The organism is Halobacillus seohaensis, from assembly GCF_042663045.1.
Lineage (GTDB): Bacteria > Bacillota > Bacilli > Bacillales > Halobacillaceae > Halobacillus_A > Halobacillus_A seohaensis.
Genome location: NZ_JBHSZV010000014.1, coordinates 38,733 through 58,720 on the forward strand (window position 1 = coordinate 38,733; position 19,988 = coordinate 58,720).

General features: G+C 36.7%; 21 protein-coding genes and 1 other annotated feature. Of the genes, 15 read left to right on the top strand and 6 right to left on the bottom strand.

Annotation, left to right across the window (positions count from 1 at the left end; genetic code table 11):
- Positions 1–11 precede the first annotated feature (11 nt).
- Positions 12–217 (top strand) — a binding site (T-box leader).
- Positions 218–269: 52 nt separating this feature from the next.
- The 5 genes from tyrS to ACFQIC_RS06505 all read left to right on the top strand — a co-directional run bounded on the left by tyrS (position 270) and on the right by ACFQIC_RS06505 (position 5,282).
- Entirely contained in the window at positions 270–1,538 is a 1,269-nt protein-coding gene (gene tyrS / locus ACFQIC_RS06485) for a tyrosine--tRNA ligase (protein WP_204707458.1), read from the top strand.
- Positions 1,539–1,691: 153 nt separating this feature from the next.
- Positions 1,692–2,414, top strand: a complete 723-nt coding sequence (locus ACFQIC_RS06490; RefSeq protein WP_204707456.1) for a gamma-glutamyl-gamma-aminobutyrate hydrolase family protein — start codon at positions 1,692–1,694, stop codon at positions 2,412–2,414.
- Between the two features lie 47 nt (positions 2,415–2,461).
- Positions 2,462–3,082 carry a hypothetical protein gene (locus ACFQIC_RS06495; protein WP_204707454.1) on the top strand — a complete coding sequence of 207 codons (621 nt, stop codon included), beginning with the start codon at positions 2,462–2,464 and terminating at the stop codon, positions 3,080–3,082.
- A gap of 113 nt (positions 3,083–3,195) precedes the next feature.
- Positions 3,196–3,351, top strand: coding sequence for a hypothetical protein (locus ACFQIC_RS06500; protein ID WP_204707452.1), 156 nt, complete (start codon positions 3,196–3,198; stop codon positions 3,349–3,351).
- 485 nt (positions 3,352–3,836) lie between these two features.
- Positions 3,837–5,282 (top strand): DEAD/DEAH box helicase, encoded by a 1,446-nt coding sequence (locus ACFQIC_RS06505; protein ID WP_204707450.1) that lies wholly within the window; start codon positions 3,837–3,839, stop codon positions 5,280–5,282.
- An 84-nt stretch (positions 5,283–5,366) separates the two neighbouring features.
- Here the strand turns inward: ACFQIC_RS06505 and ACFQIC_RS06510 are convergent, their stop codons facing one another.
- Both ACFQIC_RS06510 and ACFQIC_RS06515 read right to left on the bottom strand, forming a co-directional pair.
- The gene (locus ACFQIC_RS06510; RefSeq protein WP_204707448.1) at positions 5,367–6,086 is read right to left on the bottom strand and encodes a hypothetical protein; all 720 of its coding nucleotides are present in this window, start codon (positions 6,084–6,086) and stop codon (positions 5,367–5,369) included.
- Positions 6,073–6,891 carry a molybdopterin-dependent oxidoreductase gene (locus ACFQIC_RS06515; protein ID WP_390216996.1) on the bottom strand — a complete coding sequence of 273 codons (819 nt, stop codon included), beginning with the start codon at positions 6,889–6,891 and terminating at the stop codon, positions 6,073–6,075. The genes ACFQIC_RS06510 and ACFQIC_RS06515 overlap by 14 nt, the downstream gene beginning before the upstream one ends.
- A gap of 439 nt (positions 6,892–7,330) precedes the next feature.
- Between ACFQIC_RS06515 and ACFQIC_RS06520 the strand changes: the two genes are divergently transcribed.
- From ACFQIC_RS06520 to ACFQIC_RS06540, 5 genes are all read left to right on the top strand, one after another.
- A complete protein-coding gene (locus tag ACFQIC_RS06520; RefSeq protein ID WP_204707444.1) occupies positions 7,331–7,546 on the top strand; it encodes a hypothetical protein in 216 nt (71 codons plus the stop codon).
- Between the two features lie 13 nt (positions 7,547–7,559).
- Positions 7,560–7,832 (top strand): spore coat protein, encoded by a 273-nt coding sequence (locus ACFQIC_RS06525; RefSeq protein WP_204707442.1) that lies wholly within the window; start codon positions 7,560–7,562, stop codon positions 7,830–7,832.
- A 58-nt stretch (positions 7,833–7,890) separates the two neighbouring features.
- Positions 7,891–8,061: a hypothetical protein gene (locus ACFQIC_RS06530; protein ID WP_390216997.1), complete on the top strand. Its 171-nt coding sequence runs from the start codon at positions 7,891–7,893 to the stop codon at positions 8,059–8,061.
- A 13-nt stretch (positions 8,062–8,074) separates the two neighbouring features.
- A complete protein-coding gene (locus ACFQIC_RS06535) occupies positions 8,075–8,374 on the top strand; it encodes a spore coat protein (RefSeq protein ID WP_204707440.1) in 300 nt (99 codons plus the stop codon).
- A 257-nt stretch (positions 8,375–8,631) separates the two neighbouring features.
- Positions 8,632–10,155 (top strand): glycine betaine uptake BCCT transporter, encoded by a 1,524-nt coding sequence (locus ACFQIC_RS06540; RefSeq protein WP_204707438.1) that lies wholly within the window; start codon positions 8,632–8,634, stop codon positions 10,153–10,155.
- Between the two features lie 1,139 nt (positions 10,156–11,294).
- Here ACFQIC_RS06540 and ACFQIC_RS06545 read toward each other — a convergent pair.
- The 3 genes from ACFQIC_RS06545 to ACFQIC_RS06555 form a co-directional block, all read right to left on the bottom strand.
- A complete protein-coding gene (locus ACFQIC_RS06545; RefSeq protein WP_204707436.1) occupies positions 11,295–11,480 on the bottom strand; it encodes a small acid-soluble spore protein H in 186 nt (61 codons plus the stop codon).
- 182 nt (positions 11,481–11,662) lie between these two features.
- Positions 11,663–12,265 carry a 30S ribosomal protein S4 gene (rpsD, locus tag ACFQIC_RS06550; RefSeq protein WP_204707434.1) on the bottom strand — a complete coding sequence of 201 codons (603 nt, stop codon included), beginning with the start codon at positions 12,263–12,265 and terminating at the stop codon, positions 11,663–11,665.
- A gap of 270 nt (positions 12,266–12,535) precedes the next feature.
- Positions 12,536–13,015, bottom strand: coding sequence for a GAF domain-containing protein (locus ACFQIC_RS06555; protein ID WP_204707432.1), 480 nt, complete (start codon positions 13,013–13,015; stop codon positions 12,536–12,538).
- A gap of 121 nt (positions 13,016–13,136) precedes the next feature.
- Here ACFQIC_RS06555 and refZ point away from each other — a divergent pair, with 121 nt between their 5' ends.
- Positions 13,137–13,742 (top strand): forespore capture DNA-binding protein RefZ, encoded by a 606-nt coding sequence (refZ, locus tag ACFQIC_RS06560; protein ID WP_204707430.1) that lies wholly within the window; start codon positions 13,137–13,139, stop codon positions 13,740–13,742.
- Here the strand turns inward: refZ and hisJ are convergent.
- Positions 13,729–14,532, bottom strand: a complete 804-nt coding sequence (hisJ, locus tag ACFQIC_RS06565) for a histidinol-phosphatase HisJ (RefSeq protein ID WP_204707428.1) — start codon at positions 14,530–14,532, stop codon at positions 13,729–13,731. The two genes, refZ and hisJ, sit on opposite strands and share 14 nt — an antisense overlap.
- Before the next feature lie 160 nt (positions 14,533–14,692).
- Here hisJ and ezrA point away from each other — a divergent pair, with 160 nt between their 5' ends.
- The 4 genes from ezrA (at position 14,693) to thiI (ending at position 19,945) form a co-directional block, all read left to right on the top strand.
- Entirely contained in the window at positions 14,693–16,384 is a 1,692-nt protein-coding gene (ezrA, locus tag ACFQIC_RS06570; RefSeq protein ID WP_204707426.1) for a septation ring formation regulator EzrA, read from the top strand.
- 11 nt (positions 16,385–16,395) lie between these two features.
- The gene (locus tag ACFQIC_RS06575; RefSeq protein ID WP_204707424.1) at positions 16,396–16,704 is read left to right on the top strand and encodes a hypothetical protein; all 309 of its coding nucleotides are present in this window, start codon (positions 16,396–16,398) and stop codon (positions 16,702–16,704) included.
- 893 nt (positions 16,705–17,597) lie between these two features.
- Entirely contained in the window at positions 17,598–18,743 is a 1,146-nt protein-coding gene (locus tag ACFQIC_RS06580) for a cysteine desulfurase family protein (RefSeq protein ID WP_204707422.1), read from the top strand.
- Complete coding sequence (gene thiI, locus ACFQIC_RS06585) at positions 18,743–19,945, top strand: tRNA uracil 4-sulfurtransferase ThiI (protein ID WP_204707420.1); 1,203 nt, start codon at positions 18,743–18,745, stop codon at positions 19,943–19,945. Before ACFQIC_RS06580 ends, thiI begins: the two co-directional genes overlap by 1 nt.
- The last annotated feature ends 43 nt before the right edge of the window (positions 19,946–19,988 follow it).

Below are 19,988 nucleotides of genomic sequence, written 5' to 3' on the forward strand. Positions count from 1 at the left end.
TACAGATTAATCATGGTGCGATGAAAAATTGGAGTAGAAAGTTATTCCCTGTTAAAGAGAGCTAACGGTTGGTGGGAGTTAGTACAAAATAACTTTTGAATTACGATTGGGAGCAATCTTCTGGTGATAATCAGAAGACGGTTATTAAACCGTTATCAACAGAGTGGCACTTTTATGTGCAACTAGGGTGGTACCGCGATCAGACCTCGTCCCTTTTTCAGGGAGAGGTCTTTTTTGTGTATAAAAAGTTAATGAGGAGTGAAAGGTTTATGGATATTTTACAGGACTTAGAAAAAAGAGGGCTTGTTAATCAAATAACTGATGAGGAAGGGTTAAGTAACCATTTAGATAAGAATCAAGTGACTTTATACTGTGGATTTGATCCAACAGGTGATAGCTTGCATATTGGACACTTACTACCTGTATTAATATTAAAAAGATTTCAACAGGCAGGTCATCGACCAATTGCTTTGGTTGGTGGTGGAACAGGTATGATTGGCGATCCTAGTGGACGATCAACAGAGCGTCAATTGAATTCTGCTGAAGTGGTACTAGGTTTCAGTGAAAAATTAAAAGGCCAGTTAGCCAAAATTCTTAACTTTGACGAAGGAGAAAATGCAGCGGTTGCCCGCAATAATCATGAATGGTTATCAGAAATGACAATTATTGATTTCCTGCGTGATACAGGTAAGCATTTTGGTATTAACTATATGTTGGCTAAGGATTCCGTTGAATCAAGAATTGAAAGTGGTATTAGTTTTACTGAATTCAGCTATATGATTCTTCAGTCATTAGATTTTCAAAAACTAAATGAAAAAGAAAATTGTACTCTTCAAATTGGTGGGAGTGATCAGTGGGGAAATATAACAGCAGGGCTAGAGCTAATTCGTCGTTCAGCAGCTGGTGAGAAAGAAGTGGAAGCCTATGGATTAACTATGCCACTTATTACGAAAGCTGACGGTTCCAAATTTGGTAAAACGGCTGGTGGTGCAATTTGGTTAGATCGAGACAAAACATCTCCATATGAATTTTACCAGTTTTGGATTAATTCAGATGACCGTGATGTCGTCAGATTTCTAAAGTATTTTACCTTTTTAAGTCATGAAGAAATCGCTGAACTTGAAAAAGAGGTACAAACACAACCAGAAAAACGTGTAGCTCAAAAACGTTTGGCAGAAGAAATGACAAAACTCGTACATGATGAAGAAGCTTTAATACAAGCAGAGAAAATTTCTGCCGCATTATTTAGTGGGGATATAAAAGCATTAACAGGTACAGAAATAGAACAAGGATTTAAAGACGTACCTGCTTTTCAATCCGAAATAAAAGAACCAGCTCTTGTGGAATTATTAGTTGAGGCTGGAATTTCATCTTCCAAACGTCAAGCGCGGGAAGATATTAAAAACGGGGCGGTATATATTAATGGTGACCGTAACCAGGAATTAACCTACACGATTACAGAGGAAGACCGCATAGAAGATCGGTTTACTATTATCCGGCGTGGGAAGAAAAAATACTTTTTAATTCGTTTTGTATAGTGTTAGAAATTTAAGGTGTCCTCAACAGCAGAACTTTTGAGGACGCTTTTCTGGTTTTACATAATGTATTGCACCTACATAATTCGGGCAATCTTTTAATAATCCAAACCTTTTTATTTTGTGATGGGTTAGATAGTAAAGGAGAGCTTATTTTTGAAAATAACAGAAAAACCTACCATTGGGATAACCAGCTCTATCGTCAGTCACAATAATATTCCTAGTGTTAATTTGCATGAAAGGTATATTAAAACAATTATACAATCAGGTGGCATACCGATCGTAATTCCAGTCGGTACGAATGAGATGTCAGAAGTGTGGGTATCACTTTGCGACGGAATTATCTTAAGTGGCGGAGAAGATGTTGATCCGTATTCTTATCAGGAACATCCTGGACCTAAAATACAAAAAACAAATAGAGATCGTGATGAAATAGAAATTGAACTCGTGAAGAGTGCTCGGAAACAGAATAAACCAATCTTTGCAATTTGTAGAGGTGTTACAATGTTAAACGTTGCACTAGGTGGAACTTTGATACAAGACATTGAAACAAGTATTCCCAATGCAATCAACCATTATCAGCAAGCTGAAAGGCCAGAAGCTACTCACGAAGTGAAGATAGAGGAAAGTACTCGTTTATATCGAATTTTTAATCGACCAAAAATTCGGGTGAACAGTTTTCACCATCAAGCAATAGATAAGCTTGCTCCTAGTTTGAAAAAGGTTGCAATTGCACCAGATGGTGTAATTGAAGCAGTGGAAGGTATAGACGAATCATTTCTAATGTTGGGAGTTCAATGGCACCCTAGTGAATTGACTAATGGAAACCCAAGTATGCTACGTTTATATGAAGAATTTATCAATGAGTGTATTAAATAATTTTCTGTTTTTTGAAATATTGAATTTTTTAGGAAGTGAATTTACAGATGACGATGAATTATGTGTGGTATGCAAGTTACGGTTCTAATTTAAGTAGGGATAGATTTCTTTGTTACATAAAAGGAGGGAAGCCTAAAGGCTCTGAAAAAATTGAGGTAGGTTGTGAAGATCAGTCTCTTCCTATAAATGAAGCTACGTATAAGATGAATTATCCTTTATACTTTGCTAAAGAATCAAGTCGTTGGCAAGAACAAGGGGTAGCATTTATAGGATTAGAAAAGGATAATAAATGCCAAAGTTATAGTAGGAAATATTTGATTACAGTAGGGCAATTTATGGATGTAATTAAACAAGAAAACAATGGATCTAAATTAAATGTTGTTTTAGATGAAGTAATAGAACATGGATTAAAGACAATTAAAGATTCGTGGTATGGAACTATTTTGCACCTGGGAGAAGCTGATGGATACCCAATTTTCACTTTTACTGCTGATTGGGATTTAGATGTTTCCTTTAATAAACCCTCTAAAGAATATCTGAGTATGATTATTCATGGTTTAAGAAAGACCTTAGAGCTTAATAAATCGGAGATAATCAATTATCTAGTAACAAAGCCTGGTGTCGCAGGTGCATACAGTAGACATGATATTGAAAAGCTAATTAATTGAGTTTTGCTGTGTTAGAAATTCTAATGGAAACGATTGTCTCTAATAAATTCTTTAGGTCATGACATAATAAGAAGGCTCCACCAATAGAGCATGTGACGAGGGGGATATTGAAAATGAAAAATCAAAATAATATCCAATGGTTGTCATTGGTAGCCTCAGTAGGAATAGGGGCTGCAACTTATAGTATGATGACAGGCCAGTCGAATCAACTTACTAGCATGGTTCAAGGAGCAGCCAAAATGGCTGGGGGCAATCAACAAAATTCGTAAGATTCTTTAACAAGAACCCTGCCTTTAAGGCGGGGTTCTTGTAATTTTAATTCCTAAATAATGATGGTGAGATGAAAGGAGCCTTCATTGAAATACTAAAAAACAGGGAAATACGTGATCATTTGCATTAACAAAAAGTGATACATGTTACCTTTTTTATTTGAGTGATTCTGTGTGATGACACACTTCAAAAAAGTCATTGACTTGATTCAAACAGTATTTCAATGAAACCATTCCTTTTTCACAACACTTTTATTCAAAATACTGCCCTTAACGTAATAACAATTAATTCAAATCCACGAATTTCGCAATTCTTCAATTCATTATATAGGGGAATATTATAAACTTTGTATCATTAATGATACAAAAAGTTGTCGAAAAGTCTAATTTTTCAAGTATAATAAACATATTCGGAATTTGCATATGATATTTCCTTGGGAGAATCCTATATATGTCGAATAATATAAAAAAACGAGGGTTAATACATGAGTGAAAGAAGTTTTAAGGATTATAATTTAGGTGATGAAATTAGAAGAGCACTTGATTTGTTAAAATACGAAACACCTACAAAGGTTCAAAGTGAAGTAATACCAAAAGCGATGGATAATCAAGATCTTGTAGTTAAATCTCAAACGGGTAGTGGTAAGACAGCAGCATTCGGAATCCCTATATGTGAGATGGTTAATTGGGAAGATAAAAAGCCGCAAGCATTAATTTTATCACCAACTCGAGAGCTTGCGGTACAAGTTCGAGAAGATGTAACAAATATAGGAAGATTTAAGCGAATTAAAACAACGGCGGTTTATGGAAAAGAACCTTTTGCGAGGCAGAAAGAAGAATTGAAGCAGAAAACGCACGTAGTTGTCGGTACACCTGGCCGTGTGAAGGATCATATTGAAAGAGGGACGCTAGTATTAGATCAACTAAAGTATTTGATTATTGATGAAGCTGATGAAATGCTTAATATGGGCTTTCTCGATAAAGTAGAAGCGATCATCAGTGAAATCCCTTCAAACAGAGTCACCATGGTATTTTCTGCTACCATGCCTAAAGATGTTGAAAGTCTATGTCATAAATATATGCATAATCCTGCACATATTGAAGTTGCTGAGACCGGAGTAACAACAGATACGGTTGAACACAATGTAATAGAAGTAAAAGAAGAAGATAAAATTTCTCTGCTTAAGGATGTTACAGTTGTAGAAAATCCAGATAGCTGTATCATCTTTTGTAGAACTAAAGAACACGTCAATGCAGTATTTACCGAATTGGAGCAATCCAATTATCCTGTTGAAAGACTGCATGGAGGATTAGAACAGGAAGATCGATTTACGGTTATGGATGGTTTCAAGACAGGGGATTTCCGTTATCTCGTAGCGACTGATGTAGCTGCTCGAGGAATTGATGTTGATAATGTAACGCTTGTGATTAACTATGACGTTCCAATGGAAAAAGAAAGTTATGTACACAGAACGGGTAGAACAGGTAGAGCAGGTAATACCGGCAAGGCGATCACGTTTGCAACACCTTATAAAGGGAAAACCATCTACACAATTGAAAAATATATAGGATTTGAAATACCTATAATGGAAGCTCCTAGTCAACAAGAAGTTACAAAGCATAAAGCTGACTTTGAAGAGAGAATAAGTAGCCGCCGAGTTGTTAAAAATAATAAAACGGCACGAATTAACAAAGATATCATGAAACTCCATTTCAACGGTGGTAAAAAGAAGAAAATTCGAGCTGTAGATTTTGTTGGAACTATAGCTAAGATACCTGGCGTATCAGCAGACGATATCGGAATTATTAGTATTCACGATACCTTATCTTATGTTGATATTCTTAATGGAAAAGGTTCATTAGTATTACAAGAAATGGAACAAACAACCGTGAAAGGAAAGAAACTAAAAGTCAGTGAAGCAGCTAAATAAAAGGTTTGAAAGAGGGCGGTTATGTACATCATAACCGTCCTTTCTTTATGTGTGAGCAATAAAAGAAGCAAATTTTTGTGAAAGCTATTCCAAAAGAGGTGAATTTAGAGCCTTCTCAGGCACGACAGGAACTTGTTTGTCATTAGGGGAAAACTGTATGTGATATGTCATGGTTTCAGGATAGGATTGTAATACATCAATTCCAACAGGTCTTATCGGCTTCACTTCAAAGTTCAGTGAGTGAAGCTGCCCTCCTTCCAATGTCATAATTAGAGTGGTCTGTGATTGTTCATTTAAAGTGACACCTCGAAAATCCATATGATCAAAAGAATGAAAAGTAGCCTTGTACAACGTTTTTGTTTCTTTAACTTTTTTCTCGATTTTATCAGCTTCCTTTAGTAATAACTTTCCCCAACTGAAGAAATCGTCTAACGGGGTTAATTCTTTGATGATCCGATGAGGAGCTTCACCTTGACGCCACTCTCCGCCGGCCAGAGTGAAGAAATGTTCCTTTTCAAAGAAGACATCGAATTCGAAAATAGAATCATTAGAAACGGGAGTGGTTACGTGATAGGTAGAGCGATTGGCCGACCAATAACCGCTGCTATATGATACCGTTTCTCTATCTTTTCTATACTCGGTTTCTATCGTGAAACTCCGTTTATTAAAAGCTTCCAATTCTTCGAGCCACTCATTATATTTATGTTCTTGGTGACTAGGAAAAAATGATAACCCGACCAGCGTTCCAGTTATTATTGCAATTAATGGGATGAACCATTTTTTAATTGGTCTAAAGGTACCCATTTAAATCATATCCTCCACTTTTTTGCCAGTAACCAAGTTCACGTTCTTTCGAAAACTCAAGTTGGCTTAGCCACTTTACTGATTTGTATCCGTACATTGAAGGATGATACAACCGGCAAGGATAACCTTGTGTCTTTTTAAGCACTTGTCCATCCATTTCGAATACAAGCATTGCGCCTTCATCCAAAATTTGTGAAGTAGTAAAGGAGTCGTAATACGTTTGATCCCCCGAGTAGGCAGTTACATATTTACCAGAAGTGGTTAACCCCAAGTGGTCAAACACGTCCTTTAATAAAACACCTTTTAGTTCGACTCCATGAACGCTCCACCCTGTTACACAATGAAAGTCGTCTACGATTGTAGTCTCTGGAAAAAGAGGCACATCATCCATGGTCAGTACTGTTGTTTGATTTACTGAACCATTGATCGTCAAACTCCAATCTGTATCTTCATAACGAGGAAAATCATCTGTTACGTTATAAATTCTAAAGTAACCTCTACGCTTATCTTCATTTGATGAAATCGATAGAGTCGGTAGAAACCACTTAATATAGCCACCGATTGCGACGAATAAGATTCCAATTCCAAAAAATTTAAGAAAATCTCTTCGCTGGAGACTGTTTTCTTGCAATGCGTCAGGAAGTGGTGCTTTCGTACGCCACCACTTTGGCCAAGATATTCTAATATGAAGAAAGTGACCAATACTATGAGTTAAAACCCAAGGTATAAATAAAAACGTACACCAATCATGAATAATTACAGCATTATTGCGAATGACAATGGGTAAGGAACTTTGAAAATACATTGTGGCACCAGAAAAAATCCATAGACTAGCAAACACCAAGATCAAGTAGCCGTTAAACTTTTTGATCAAAGGTTTATTAAAGGTGTAACTAAGCAGGAAGCGAATACTTAGTAAGATTATTACGATATAAATAACAGCGGTTACAACATGAACTGATACTAATGGAATTTGAACTTTATTGAACCATGTTCTAGTAGGGGTTATGTATAAAAACAGTCCTGAAATTAGAAGAGTAATAAAGGTAAGTGAGTGTATAAAATGTAAACGGATGAGCAACTTTCTAATGCGATTCCCCTCCCTTCATCTCTTAGTATTATTGTACCATATGATCCGTAAGACTTATGAAATAGTATATCTGGAGAGAAACAGAAAAGTTATTATAAGGATAAATAAAATAAATTTACAAAGTACTATTTATGAATAATAGAGGAGTGAAAAAATGAAAATTGAAAAATTTGGTATCCATGAAGTGGTTGATTTGCGAGAATTAATTAATTTTAAGGCCGCTTGTCTTGTCCAATCGAAGAACAGATTAGAGAAAGTGGAAAATCTCGAGCTAAAAGAGTTAGTGGATCAGAGTGTACTCCAAGGAAATCGAACAGTGCGTCAAATGAAAGAATTACTTACTAGTGCATCAACACAAATGAATCAATAAAGGGGGGAGACAAATGGGTGAAGAACAATTGAGCTTTTCTGACCATATAATTGCCACTGATATGCTTTTTGAAACCAAGGCAGCAGTGAAAGACTTTGCTACGGCGATCACTGAATCAACGTCACCTGATGTGAGAACCTTTTTAAGACAAGAATTAAGAACTGCAATTACTCAACATGAGCAAATTTATGGTTTTTTACAAAGTAGAGGAGTATATGATGCTTTTAATGTTCCCGAGCAAGTTCAAAAGGATATTGAATATGCCAACAGTGCTTTAAAACAATAAACAATAATCTGAAACGAAGACGTAAAGCGGGGTGAATGTGGTGCGTGAAAAATTAGGTATGCATGAACTTTTGGAGTTACATGAACTTGTTACATTTAAAAGCTTGTGTTTAACAAAAGCTTTGATTATGCAGAAGTTAGTAACTGATGGAGAGTTAAAAGCAATCATGCAGCAGGATGTCACAATGACCTCTCGACATATTGAAGATCTAAAAAATCATTTAACATAAAGGATGCTAAAAGATGAATCAATTTATGGAAAAGTTAACAGGGATGGCTCCACTAACAGACCAGGTAATTGCAACGGATGTTTTGATGGCGGCAAAATCTGAAATAAAAAACTACTCATTGGCTATTACAGAAGCAGCTTCATTAGAAGTAAGAAACACATTAACACAACATTTGGAAGAGGCGATTGATTTTCATGAGAAAATCTCAACCTATATGGTAAACAAAGGATTTTATTACCCTCAAGATACATCCAAACAGATGCAAGTAGATTTGAAAGTGGCTGAGACTGCTTTAAGCTTAGCGAATGACTAAACGTAACTAATTTAGAAGCTGGTCTGCGAGCAATTGTGTTGGTGGTCCAGTTTTTATTTTATATTGATATAAACTACTGACAAGTCTAAGCAGTTTCTTTTGTTATTTTCATTTAGACATTTATGAATAAAAGTTTAATGACTTAGGATAATAAAGGTATTACAATATTAAACTCTAATCAAAATCCTTCAGCAGTATTTTTGCTTGTGGAATGAAGACGAGTGTCAGTTCTAAGCTGAAAGGAAGGGATTACTATTATGTTTAAAAATTTCACTACTGTATTTAAGATATCCACAGGAATTTTGTTGGTACTTGTTTTTATAGGTGTCGTGTGGCCAGATGCTTTAGAATCGACAACAACTGATATTCAAGCATTAATATCAAGTAAATTAGGATGGTACTACTTAATCGTGGTTACTTTATTTGTCATAGTATGTTTAGCTTTATTAATTACACCCCTGGGAAGAATTAAATTAGGTAAGCAAGGTGAAAAACCAGAATTTTCTAGACCTACTTGGATTGCAATGTTATTTAGTGCAGGAATGGGGATAGGGCTTGTGTTTTGGGGAACTGCAGAACCTATTAGCCATTATGCTATTAGTTCTCCAACTGGGGAAACAGGTACTGAACAAGCAATAAAAGATGCTATGAGATTTACTTACTTTCATTGGGGCATCCATGCTTGGGCGATTTATGGGATTGTAGCATTAGTATTGGCTTATTTTAACTTCAGACATGGAAAAGCAGGATTAATAAGCGCAACACTGCACCCGATTCTAGGTAAGAAAAATGCAGAGGGAATTCTAGGGAAAGTTATCGATATTCTTGCAGTTATTGCTACAGTAATAGGAGTAGCTACAACACTTGGGTTTGGTGCTGTTCAAATAAATGGTGGATTATCCTTTTTGTTTGAAATTCCTATTAATTTCCTTATGCAACTTATCATTGTAGCGATCGTAACCGTTCTTTTTATGATTTCAGCTTGGACAGGATTAGGTAAAGGAATTAAAATTTTAAGTAATGCTAATATGGTTTTAGCGGTCTTGTTATTTCTGTTAATTTTTATTGTTGGACCTACATTATTCATATTGAATTTATTTACCAATTCTATTGGAACATATGTACAGAATCTTCCTACTATGAGTTTTCGAATAGCTCCACTTAATGAAGAATCTAGAGAATGGATTAATAATTGGACGGTATTCTATTGGGCATGGTGGATTGCATGGTCACCATTTGTAGGTATATTTATTGCCCGAGTTTCCAGAGGTCGTAGTATACGGGAGTTTGTTTTCACTGTCCTAATTCTACCTTCAGTTATTGGATTCTTATGGTTTGCAACTTTTGGAGGGACGGCGATTTCACTTGAGCATAATGGTATCGATACTATTTCCAAGCTTGCAACAGAAGAGTCATTATTTGGGGTCTTTTCTAATTACCCATTAGGTATGGTTGCTTCGATTATTGCGATTACACTTATAGGGACATTCTTTATTACTTCTGCTGATTCAGGGACATTTGTATTAGGCATGATGACTACTGGTGGGTCGGATGATCCAAGCCGTACTATAAAACTAACATGGGGGGTATTGCTCTCTGCTACAGCATTGGCCCTTCTTTATACAGGTGGACTTCAAGCTTTACAAAACACGATGATCATAGCCGCGTTACCTTTCTCTATTATTATGTTGCTAATGACTATTAGTTTCATTAAAGCACTGTATATAGAAGGGAAAGAATTAGGTGTGGGTCGATTTAATCCTCCTAAAAAGAAGTCTTAATTCAAATAGTTAAAAACACCACCATATATGGTTAAATAGTTCTGGTTTCGGTAGAAAAACATGCGAATTAGCAGACCCAAATTGTAACCTAAACAATATAATGACAACACCTTTGTCAAAGTGTTAATCATCATGTTAAATTGTCATGTTTATTTTGTGAAAGCTTGTTATTAAACTAACTTTTCAGGATTCTTGAAGACTCGACTCCGAGATGATGGGGTTCGTTACCGTATAAAGGATAGGGGTGACTTTGAAACAACTCGCTTTCCTGCGGGGGAACTGGCAAGCCTCCTCGGTCGTTGTCACTCCCTGTGGGGTCTCGCATAGATCCTTTTCGAGGCCACTGAAAAAGTCCTTTTCTATTAATAATGAACTTTTTAGAAAAACACTATCCCAAAATCACATTGTTTTTTCCTGTCAAAGTGGAGGATCAAGTCCAATTTACCCCTGATTTATAAACCGTAAGTGGGGATGGAATTTTTAGGGATTTGCTTTTCTTAAAATTCACCGGACTTTTTTCAGTGGCCTCATCCTTTTCCCGCGGGAGTCTCGTCGTTTCAAAACCACCCCATTTGACATGAAAATGAACGAACCCCCTGCATAGGAGAATAAAGCCTCACCCAACACGATGCTCATTCATGAGGCGTTCTGCTCACGTGAAGTAGCTTATCCGATGCTTCCGTTCTCTTCATGAAACCGGAGAATTGTAAGACTCCGCGTTTAAAAAGAAGAATATCGTGATTCGATGTTGACGTATCGTAAAGAAGCGAAGGAAAGATTTGGCCTTCGTCCCTATAAGGCGTAAGAGTTGGGATGAACATGATTGGTGAGATCCCGCAAGGCGTAGCCTGAGGAAACTCACCACATGCCCACGGAAAGCGAGTGATTTTGATTTCTCGGACCTTCAAACGTCATCCTTTGTAACGGAAACCACCGGAATGTCTCGAAGTTGAGTATTCCACAATCTGAGATTTTAATTTAACAAGACATTATAAGAAAGAACGCTTGGATATTAAAATCCAAGCGTTCTTTCTTTGGTTTATTCTGTGTTTTAGTATGGGATTTCACCTGTGTTTCAAAGTTTTCTCCACGATATCGGGACTACTTAATATGTGGTAGTGTTTTTTATACAAACTCTTTCATTCGTATTCTTCAATCAACTCATTCAATGAAACGTCTTCTTCATTTTCTGGTTTATTCAAGGGATAAATTCTGGCTGTTTCACTTTTTTCATCTACATGTTGAATATAGATTGAGGACCTATTGTAAGTTACGTTAGCCATGATTGGTGATGCAGCAATTTCTTGTGCTCTTTGTTTATTCATTGATGATGACCTCCCTTCTCGATGTACTATAATGTTTCCTTTAAACAATTCTAGTATTCATTTGGGGGGGTAATTAATAAATAATGTATTTTAACTGTGTTCAAGATGAAAATCTCAGCAAAAAGCCCTGAATACAATACGCATTCAGGGCTTTTTGTCATACTATTCACTTCACGTTCTAATTAACGAGAGTAGTATTCTACGATAAGAGCTTCATTAATTTCTGCTGGAAGCTCAGAACGTTCAGGGTAACGAGAGTAAGATCCTTCGCGTTTGTCAGTATCCATTGAAAGATACTCGGGAACGAAGTTATTTACTTCAACGGCTTCTTCAACGATGTTCAAGTTTTGAGATTTTTCACGAAGACTAAGAACTTGACCAGGTTTAACACGGTAAGATGGAATATCCACGCGACCGCCATCTACTGTAACGTGACCATGGTTAACTAGCTGACGTGCTTGTGGACGCGTACGAGCTAGACCAAGACGGTACACAAGGTTATCCAGACGAGATTCAAGAAGAATCATGAAGTTTTCACCGTGGATTCCTTTCATGTTACCTGCTTCTTCGAATAGACGACGGAATTGACGTTCAGTCAATCCATACATGAAACGAAGCTTTTGCTTCTCTTGAAGTTGAGTTCCGTATTCAGAAAGTTTTTTACGTTGGTTTGGACCATGCTGTCCAGGAGCGTAAGGACGCTTTTCAAGTTCCTTACCAGTTCCGCTTAAAGAAATGCCATAACGACGTGATTTTTTCCAGGTTGATCCTGTATAACGTGCCATAGGTATTTCCTCCTTTTATTTTATTTTGCATAAAATAAAAACAGTGTGTTCCTAATTGCGCTGTACATTTTATTTTCATGCACCATCGCTCCAGCAGCAGAGAGTTACACGATGCACCTCAATATTGAGGAATAAAATGAAGACAGTCGCCGGATTCACATAGGCTGCTGTTTATTTTACACAAAGGCTATTATATATGATTGAAACAGAAGAAGTCAAGTGTAGGTTTAAGAATAACTCAAAAGAAAGAGCAAGTACTTAATACTTGCTTTAAATATACTTCTCTAATGTTTTCACAAATAGTGTGAGAAATTTTTCGTCTGTTTCATCAAATCTCCCTACCGAAGGACTATCAATATCTAATACTCCAAAGATCTGTTCCTCTTTAAATATGGGAACTACGATTTCTGATTGGCTAGCCGCATCACAAGCGATGTGCCCAGGGAAAGCATTCACATCATATACACGTTGGGTTGTCCCTTCAGAAACTGCTGTACCACAAACTCCTTTGCCTGAAGGAATTCTTACACAAGCAGGAAGGCCCTGGAATGGTCCTAGTACTAGTTCATCTTGTTTCCAAATGTAAAAACCAACCCAGTTTACATCATCTAAAAACTGATTTAATAGAGCAGAGGCATTAGAAAGATTAGCTATGCCGTCCGGCTCACCGTCTAATAAAGCATCTACCTGTTTTATTAATAATTGATATTGATCTTCTTTAGAACCTTTGTACTGTGTAGATTGAAACATTAATGTCCCTCCTAGTGGTTTTTCGACAAGTTATATAGTAAAAATGTCGGAATTTAACTTACGATTCTTGCAGGATTTTAATGAAAAGTGGTGAATTCTTCTTAGTAGGGAGGAATCCAAAATGAACCGTGAAATGAATACAAGGCAAAGAGTTTTAGACGTTTCTTGCAGTTTGTTTTATAGCAATGGGTTTAATGGAACTTCTGTCCGTGATATTGCAAAAAAAGCAAAAGTCAATGTCTCTTTAATTCATTATTATTTTAAAAGTAAACAAGGTCTATTTGAATCGCTGGCTATTCGATATTTTGAGCCATACTTAGAAATGATCGAACAAGAAGCCAACGCTAAAACACAAACAGATCTTCTGCAACTTATTAAAGGAATTTTACATTATAAACAGGATCATTATCAACTTTCCTGTTTAGTCTATCGAGAGCTTTCTTTAAATACGGTTTTTGCTAAAGAAATGCTCGTTACGTATTTAGCGAAAGAAAATCACTTATTAGCTCAAATTTTATTCAATAAAAATACAAAATTCGACCTAACTTTTAAGGAGAAATTGTGTCTGTTGCAACTCAAGGGGCTACTTAATGTTCCTCATATGATGCCGCAAGAATTTGAAGGTTTTTACATGTCAGATGATTCTGTACAACATTTCGTTAAAATATATGCCGAATTAATGGTGAAACAAGGTTCTACGGAAATGGATCAAGCTATTTCCTTATAAGGCTAAGGTCTAACTGGTCATACCCCTGTTTTAAACCTTTAGGGTGATGAGCATCTGAACCGTAAATAAGTGGTATGCCTTTTTGGAAAGCAAGGGTAGCAATCGACGCTGGGGGATAGGATTCTAGGCAATACTCTTTGACTAGACCTGCTCCGTTATAATCAAGCGTCATCCCTTGTTTTTTTACTGTGTCTAAAAAAGACTTAGACATTTCAAACCAATTTTCTGGGGGGGTATAGAGATTTTGGAATTTTTTAATTAGCGTCATATGTCCAATTCGGGTTGGCTTCATTGGACCAAGATTGGTTAATACTGATTCTTCTAGCAATTGAAAGTAATTCTGATATAAAGTCTCTTTAGAACCAGCTGCGTTTAAGGCTGCAAGAAATACTTCAGGGCTATAATCAATGCAGTACCATTCGTTGTTTATTGGTAGAAAGTGAACAGAGAGAATACTGTCATCTATATAGGAACCATAATCATTTAAAAATGTCTTCGTTTCTTGTTCATAACCCTTTATAAAATCGACTTCAAACCCTAGGTGAATGGTAATTTCAGATTGGTAAGTTTTCTTTAGCTCATTAATCTTGTGAATGTATCCATCCAAATCCTCCCACTTCATCGAACTATCTTGATCAGGAACCGGGTCTGTAAATGAAGCGGGGAGAGGGGCGTGTTCTGTGAAACTCATCGAGGAATAATCTAGAGAAATGGCGTGCTCTATATAGGATTCGAACGTGTCTTTATTACCGTGTGGACAATAGGGTGTATGGATATGACCATCATTCATGGCGAATTTCTCCTTTTGTAATTGAAATTATTGTAAATCTATTAATTATTTTGAAATATTTTAGCCAAATTGCTTCTTAACATGGTATCATAATAATCAACTGATTTTAATTTTGGACGTTAGAGTTTCGTTTAATGTAGATATCGTTAGGAGGCTGTCTATGAGGTACGTAATTGGGGGCATTTTAGTACTAATCGCACTGATTATCGTTGGACTTATTTGGCGTAAAAAAGTGTATGATGAAGTAGACCGACTTGAAGGTTGGAAAATGGATATTATGCATCGAAGTGTTTCAGATGAATTGTCTAGAGTTAAAGCGCTAAATCTCTCGGGGGAAACCCAAGAAAGGTTTGAAACGTGGCGTGATCGATGGGATCAAATCCTTACAAAAGAGCTTCCTGACTTAGAAGAAGACTTATTCGACGCTGAGGAAGCAGCTGATCGGTACCGTTTTAAAAAAGCAAAAAAAGTAGTAAATCATACTGAACAAAAATTACAGGGCATAGAACAGGATATTGTAAAGATGTATGAGGAACTAGAGGTTTTACTAGATTCAGAAAAAAGTAGTCGCTTGGAAATTGAAGCATTAGAACCTGAATTAAAGGAACTCAAACGGACGCTTGTACATAGCAGTCATCAATACGGGAAAGCGGCTTCTATTTTTGAAGATAAAGTGGAAGAACTTGAGAGTACATTAAAAGAGTATGAAGAGCTCGTTTCCCAGGGTAATTACTTAGAAGCTAAAGACCTCGTTCAAAACTTAAGGGAGAATTTAGAAGCACTAGACGAAGAAGTTTCGGTATTTCCAGAGCTTCTGACCAAATCGCAAGTTGATTTACCAGATCAACTTGCTGAATTACTAAGCGGTATAAAGGAAATGGATGAAGAAGGATACCGAGTAAAACGATTAGGATTCGAACCTGAAATTGAAAACTATCAGGAACAATTAATAAATAGTGTGTCACGCTTAGAAAAAGGTGAACAAGAGGATGTTCAACAGCTAATTGATGAAATTGATCCCAGGGTTCAAGAAATGTATCAATCTCTTGAAAAGGAAGCATTAGCCCATAGTTATGTTGATCAGCAACATCCGTCACTCACGCTTCTGTTAGAGGAGATTGAAGAGGTTATAATAGAAACAAATAGCGAAATTGAAGATTTGCAAATGACTTATCAGATGGAAGCTGAGGATGTTGAGTCACATAGAAGGCTTGTTCAGGCTATGAATCAGCTTAAAAAGAAATATTTTAGTTTTGATAGAAAGCTGCAGGATGAGCAAATAGCATTTACTGAATTACGAACTGAACTTGACTCTATAAAAGAAGATTTAGAAGAACTCAAGGATAAACATAAAAGCTTTAGTGAGAGAGTTGAGACTTTACGTAGCGATGAAATTGAAGCAAAAGAAAAACTTGCTGAGATGGAACAACTGGTTCAAGATACAGACCGACGTTTAAAAAGAAGTAATCTTCCTGGTATACCTACTCTTTTCTTTGAAGGTATGCAGACGGCGAGTGAAGATATCGAAGGAGTTTTCGAAAGTTTGGAGAAGCAACCGTTGGATATGAACGAGGTGAATGAGAAGTTAGAGAATGCTGTTCAACAAACGGAACAAGTAAATGAGCAAGCAAAAACTTTACTTCACCAAGCTTATATGGCAGAGCGGATTATTCAATACGGTAATCGGTATAGAAGTAAGTATCCATTAATTGCAGCTCGATTAATGGAAGCTGAAACGGACTTCAGATCGTATCGTTATGAAGAAGCTTTAGAGCGGGCGTCTTCGGCAGTAGAAGAGGTGGACCCTGGGGCTATGAACAGGATTGAGGAAAAAGAAGAAGTACCTATCTAGGATGTGATCAGATGAAAAATTGGTTAATAACTGTACTAGCAATTTGTTCAATTGCCATATGGTCACTTGTTGTTGTAGTTTTCACTAGTCTAGAAAATGAAAAAACAGGGAGTGACCATAGTCAATCAATAACTACAATATTAGCTGATAGACCATTTGATGAGATTCGTCGTGTATCATTGCCTTCGGAAAATAATAATTCTGAAAAAGTAGAAACTATCGTAGGAAAACATACACTGTCCGAGGATTGGGTTGAAGATGTTAGTGAAGATGGCAAAGTAAGTATTGATACAATATTAGAAACGTTAGAATTAAATTAAAAGAAAGAAGAAGCTAGCATTTGCATAAGGATGCTAGCTTTTTTCTTATGGTTTACCGAAAGTAAAACTATTACAAGCAGGACACTCGGTTTTATTGGAACTGATGCCCAGGTGAACTTAGTCGACCATTTTTATATAAATAGGAGCATCAGTCTTTCTCATAGGAATCTTTGTTTTAGTTTTTCTCCCAATGTGATAAAATATCAAGCTGCTATTTAAATGTTATGATATAAACGGAAATGTTAATATTCAACTTATCAAACTAACGCTCTATAATATATGACCAAGCATCGAAGGACGATCTATACGATAAATAATATGATTTCAGGTATCTTTCTATTATCAAGAGTAGCGATGGATGATAAGTTATGACTGTGGAAATTCATCAAACGAGGAGTCTAGCTTATTCCATTAAAGGGCAGGATTGTTGAAGACTCGATTCCGAGATCATGGTGTGGAGAAAGAGGCGTTGGGGAAGGAGTCGCTTTCCGTGGGCGTGCGCTGAGCCTCCTCAGGCTGGCGCCTTGCGGGGTCTCATCTAACCCGCGTATCCCACAGGAGTCTCCCCCCTTCCCGACCATGTTCTGTTATAACGCCAAATGAAACCTGATACAGAACCAGGGGATATGGCCATCACACAGATCTATTGAGCCATTAGATAAGATTAGATAAGTTGTTAAAAATCGGGTGTGATAGCCTGTTTATATGAAGTGTTACCTATTATAGCACCCCCGATTTTCCGATGAAAAGCAACGGAACCGCCATTCTTTTATTAAACAATCTGGGGCGATTGTTTAGTAGAAATGAATTGCCAAATTTGGAATTTGTCATTTTTATATCTTAATAACAACAGCAAGACCTAACATAGTCAAAGATTAAAGGAGCAGTACCCTATGATTTATTTTGATAATAGTGCTACAACACTACCGCTACCGGAAGTACTAGAAACGTATCATAAAGTGAATGAACAATTTTTTGCTAATCCCTCTTCATTACATCATTTAGGTAGTAATGCTGAACGTCTTATGGATCGAACAAGACAATCAATAGCACAGCAGTTGGAAGTAGAGTCGGGTGAAATCGTCTTTACTTCAGGAGGCACGGAAGGGAATAACCTTGCTATCAAAGGAATTGCGCTTGAACATCAATCTAGGGGAAAGCACATGATTACTTCTCAAACGGAACACCCTTCTGTACTCGAGGCTTTTAGGGGGCTCGAACAATTAGGGTTTGAAATAACCTATGTTAATGTAGATGATAAAGGCAAGGTGAATCCTGCAGATATAAAAAGGTATATACGGTATGATACGATTTTAATCAGTATCATGTCTGTTAATAATGAACTTGGCACAATCCAACCGATTGAAGAGATCGGGCAGATCGCTAGCCAATATCCAAAACTGTACTTTCATGTTGATCATGTTCAAGGAATAGGAAAAATTCCGCTCTCTTTAAAAAGAGCAAAAGTCGATTTATGTACATTATCCGGTCATAAAATCCATGGCTTAAAAGGGACTGGAGTATTAATGGTTCGACAGGGGATACGAATTTTCCCTCTTTTTCATGGAGGGGGACACGAAGGAAATAAACGATCAGGAACCGAAAACTTACCTGGAATGGTAGCTTTCGCAAAAGCTCTAAGACTTATAAAAGAAAAGGAATCCAATCACATGGGTGGTTTAAAGTCTATCTATCATTATTTTATAGAAAAACTGCGTGATATAGATGAGATAGTAATCAATTCCTCCCCAGAAGGAGCACCTCACATTATCAATGTTTCTGTACCAGGGGTTAAACCTGAAGTGATGATTCATGTACTTGCTGACAAAGAAATTTTTATATCTTCTAAGTCTGCTTGTTCTTCAAAACAACCAGATGTAAGTTCCGTGTTAAAAGCGTGCAAATTAGAACAATCGGTTACAACTTCGGCTTTAAGGATAAGTTTATCTTATCAGAACACACAAGTAGAAGTGGATCAGTTTATAAACGAATTTATTAAAGCTGTTCGCTACCTAAAAGATAAGAAGGGAAGATACTGATGCAGTTTGATCTTATTTTAATTCGCTATGGTGAGATGGCAATCAAAGGGAAAAATCGTAAATACTTTGAACGGAAATTGCAAGACCATTTAATAAGAAAGTTAGAACAGTTCAAAGATACACGGGTGAAAAAGAAAAGAGATAGAATGTACGTTGTTCTTAACGGAGAAGACCCTCATGAAGTAATGAAGCAGTGCCAACAAATATTTGGCATTCATAGTCTTAGTTTTGCTATCAAGGTAGATAAAGTTGAAGAGGAAATTAAAAAGGCTGCTTTGTTTGCTTTTCAAGATGCACCAAAAGCACATACATTTAAAGTTTCTTCGAGAAGAGCTGATAAAAATTTTCCAGTTGGTTCTCAGGATTTAAACCATAAAGTGGGAGGATATATTCTTGCTAATACGGACGGAATAACTGTGAATGTTCATAAGCCAGACGTAGAACTTAAAATTGAAGTGCGTAATGATGCGGCTTATATTACTGCTCAAGACTACCCTGGTGCAGGTGGATTACCAGTCGGTACAACAGGACAATCACTTTTACTTCTGTCCGGAGGAATTGACAGTCCTGTCTCAGGATATTTAACTATGAAAAGAGGCGTTCAGATAGAAGCAATCCATTTTCACTCACCTCCTTACACCAGTGAGCGAGCGAAACAAAAAGTTCTTGATTTAGCTTCAGAATTAGCAAAATACGGAAATAAAATAAGTGTGCACATCGTTCCTTTTACAGCCCTTCAAGAGAAAATACACCATGAAATACCTGAAGGTTATAGTATGACGGTGATGCGTCGTATGATGATGAGGATTAGTGAACAGATAGCGCGTAACAGAGAAATTCTCTCAATGACAACTGGGGAGAGCTTAGGTCAAGTAGCCAGCCAGACAATGGAAAGTATGAACGCGATTAACGAGGTAACAAATTATCCTGTTATTCGGCCACTTGCTGCCATGGATAAATTGGATATTATCGAACTATCAAAAAAAATTAATACTTATCCAATTTCAACACTTCCGTATGAGGATTGTTGTACTATATTTGTGCCGAAAGCACCGAAAACGAAGCCTACAAGGGAAAACGCCAGCTATTATGAGTCAAACGTAGATTTTGAAGTAGCTTTACATGAGGCAGTCAAACAAACAGAAATAATAGAAGTTCAAGCAAATCAAAAAACAAAAGAAGAATTTAAAGATCTACTATAACAGAAAAAGAAACTAGCTCACTATCAAATAGTGAGCTTTGTTA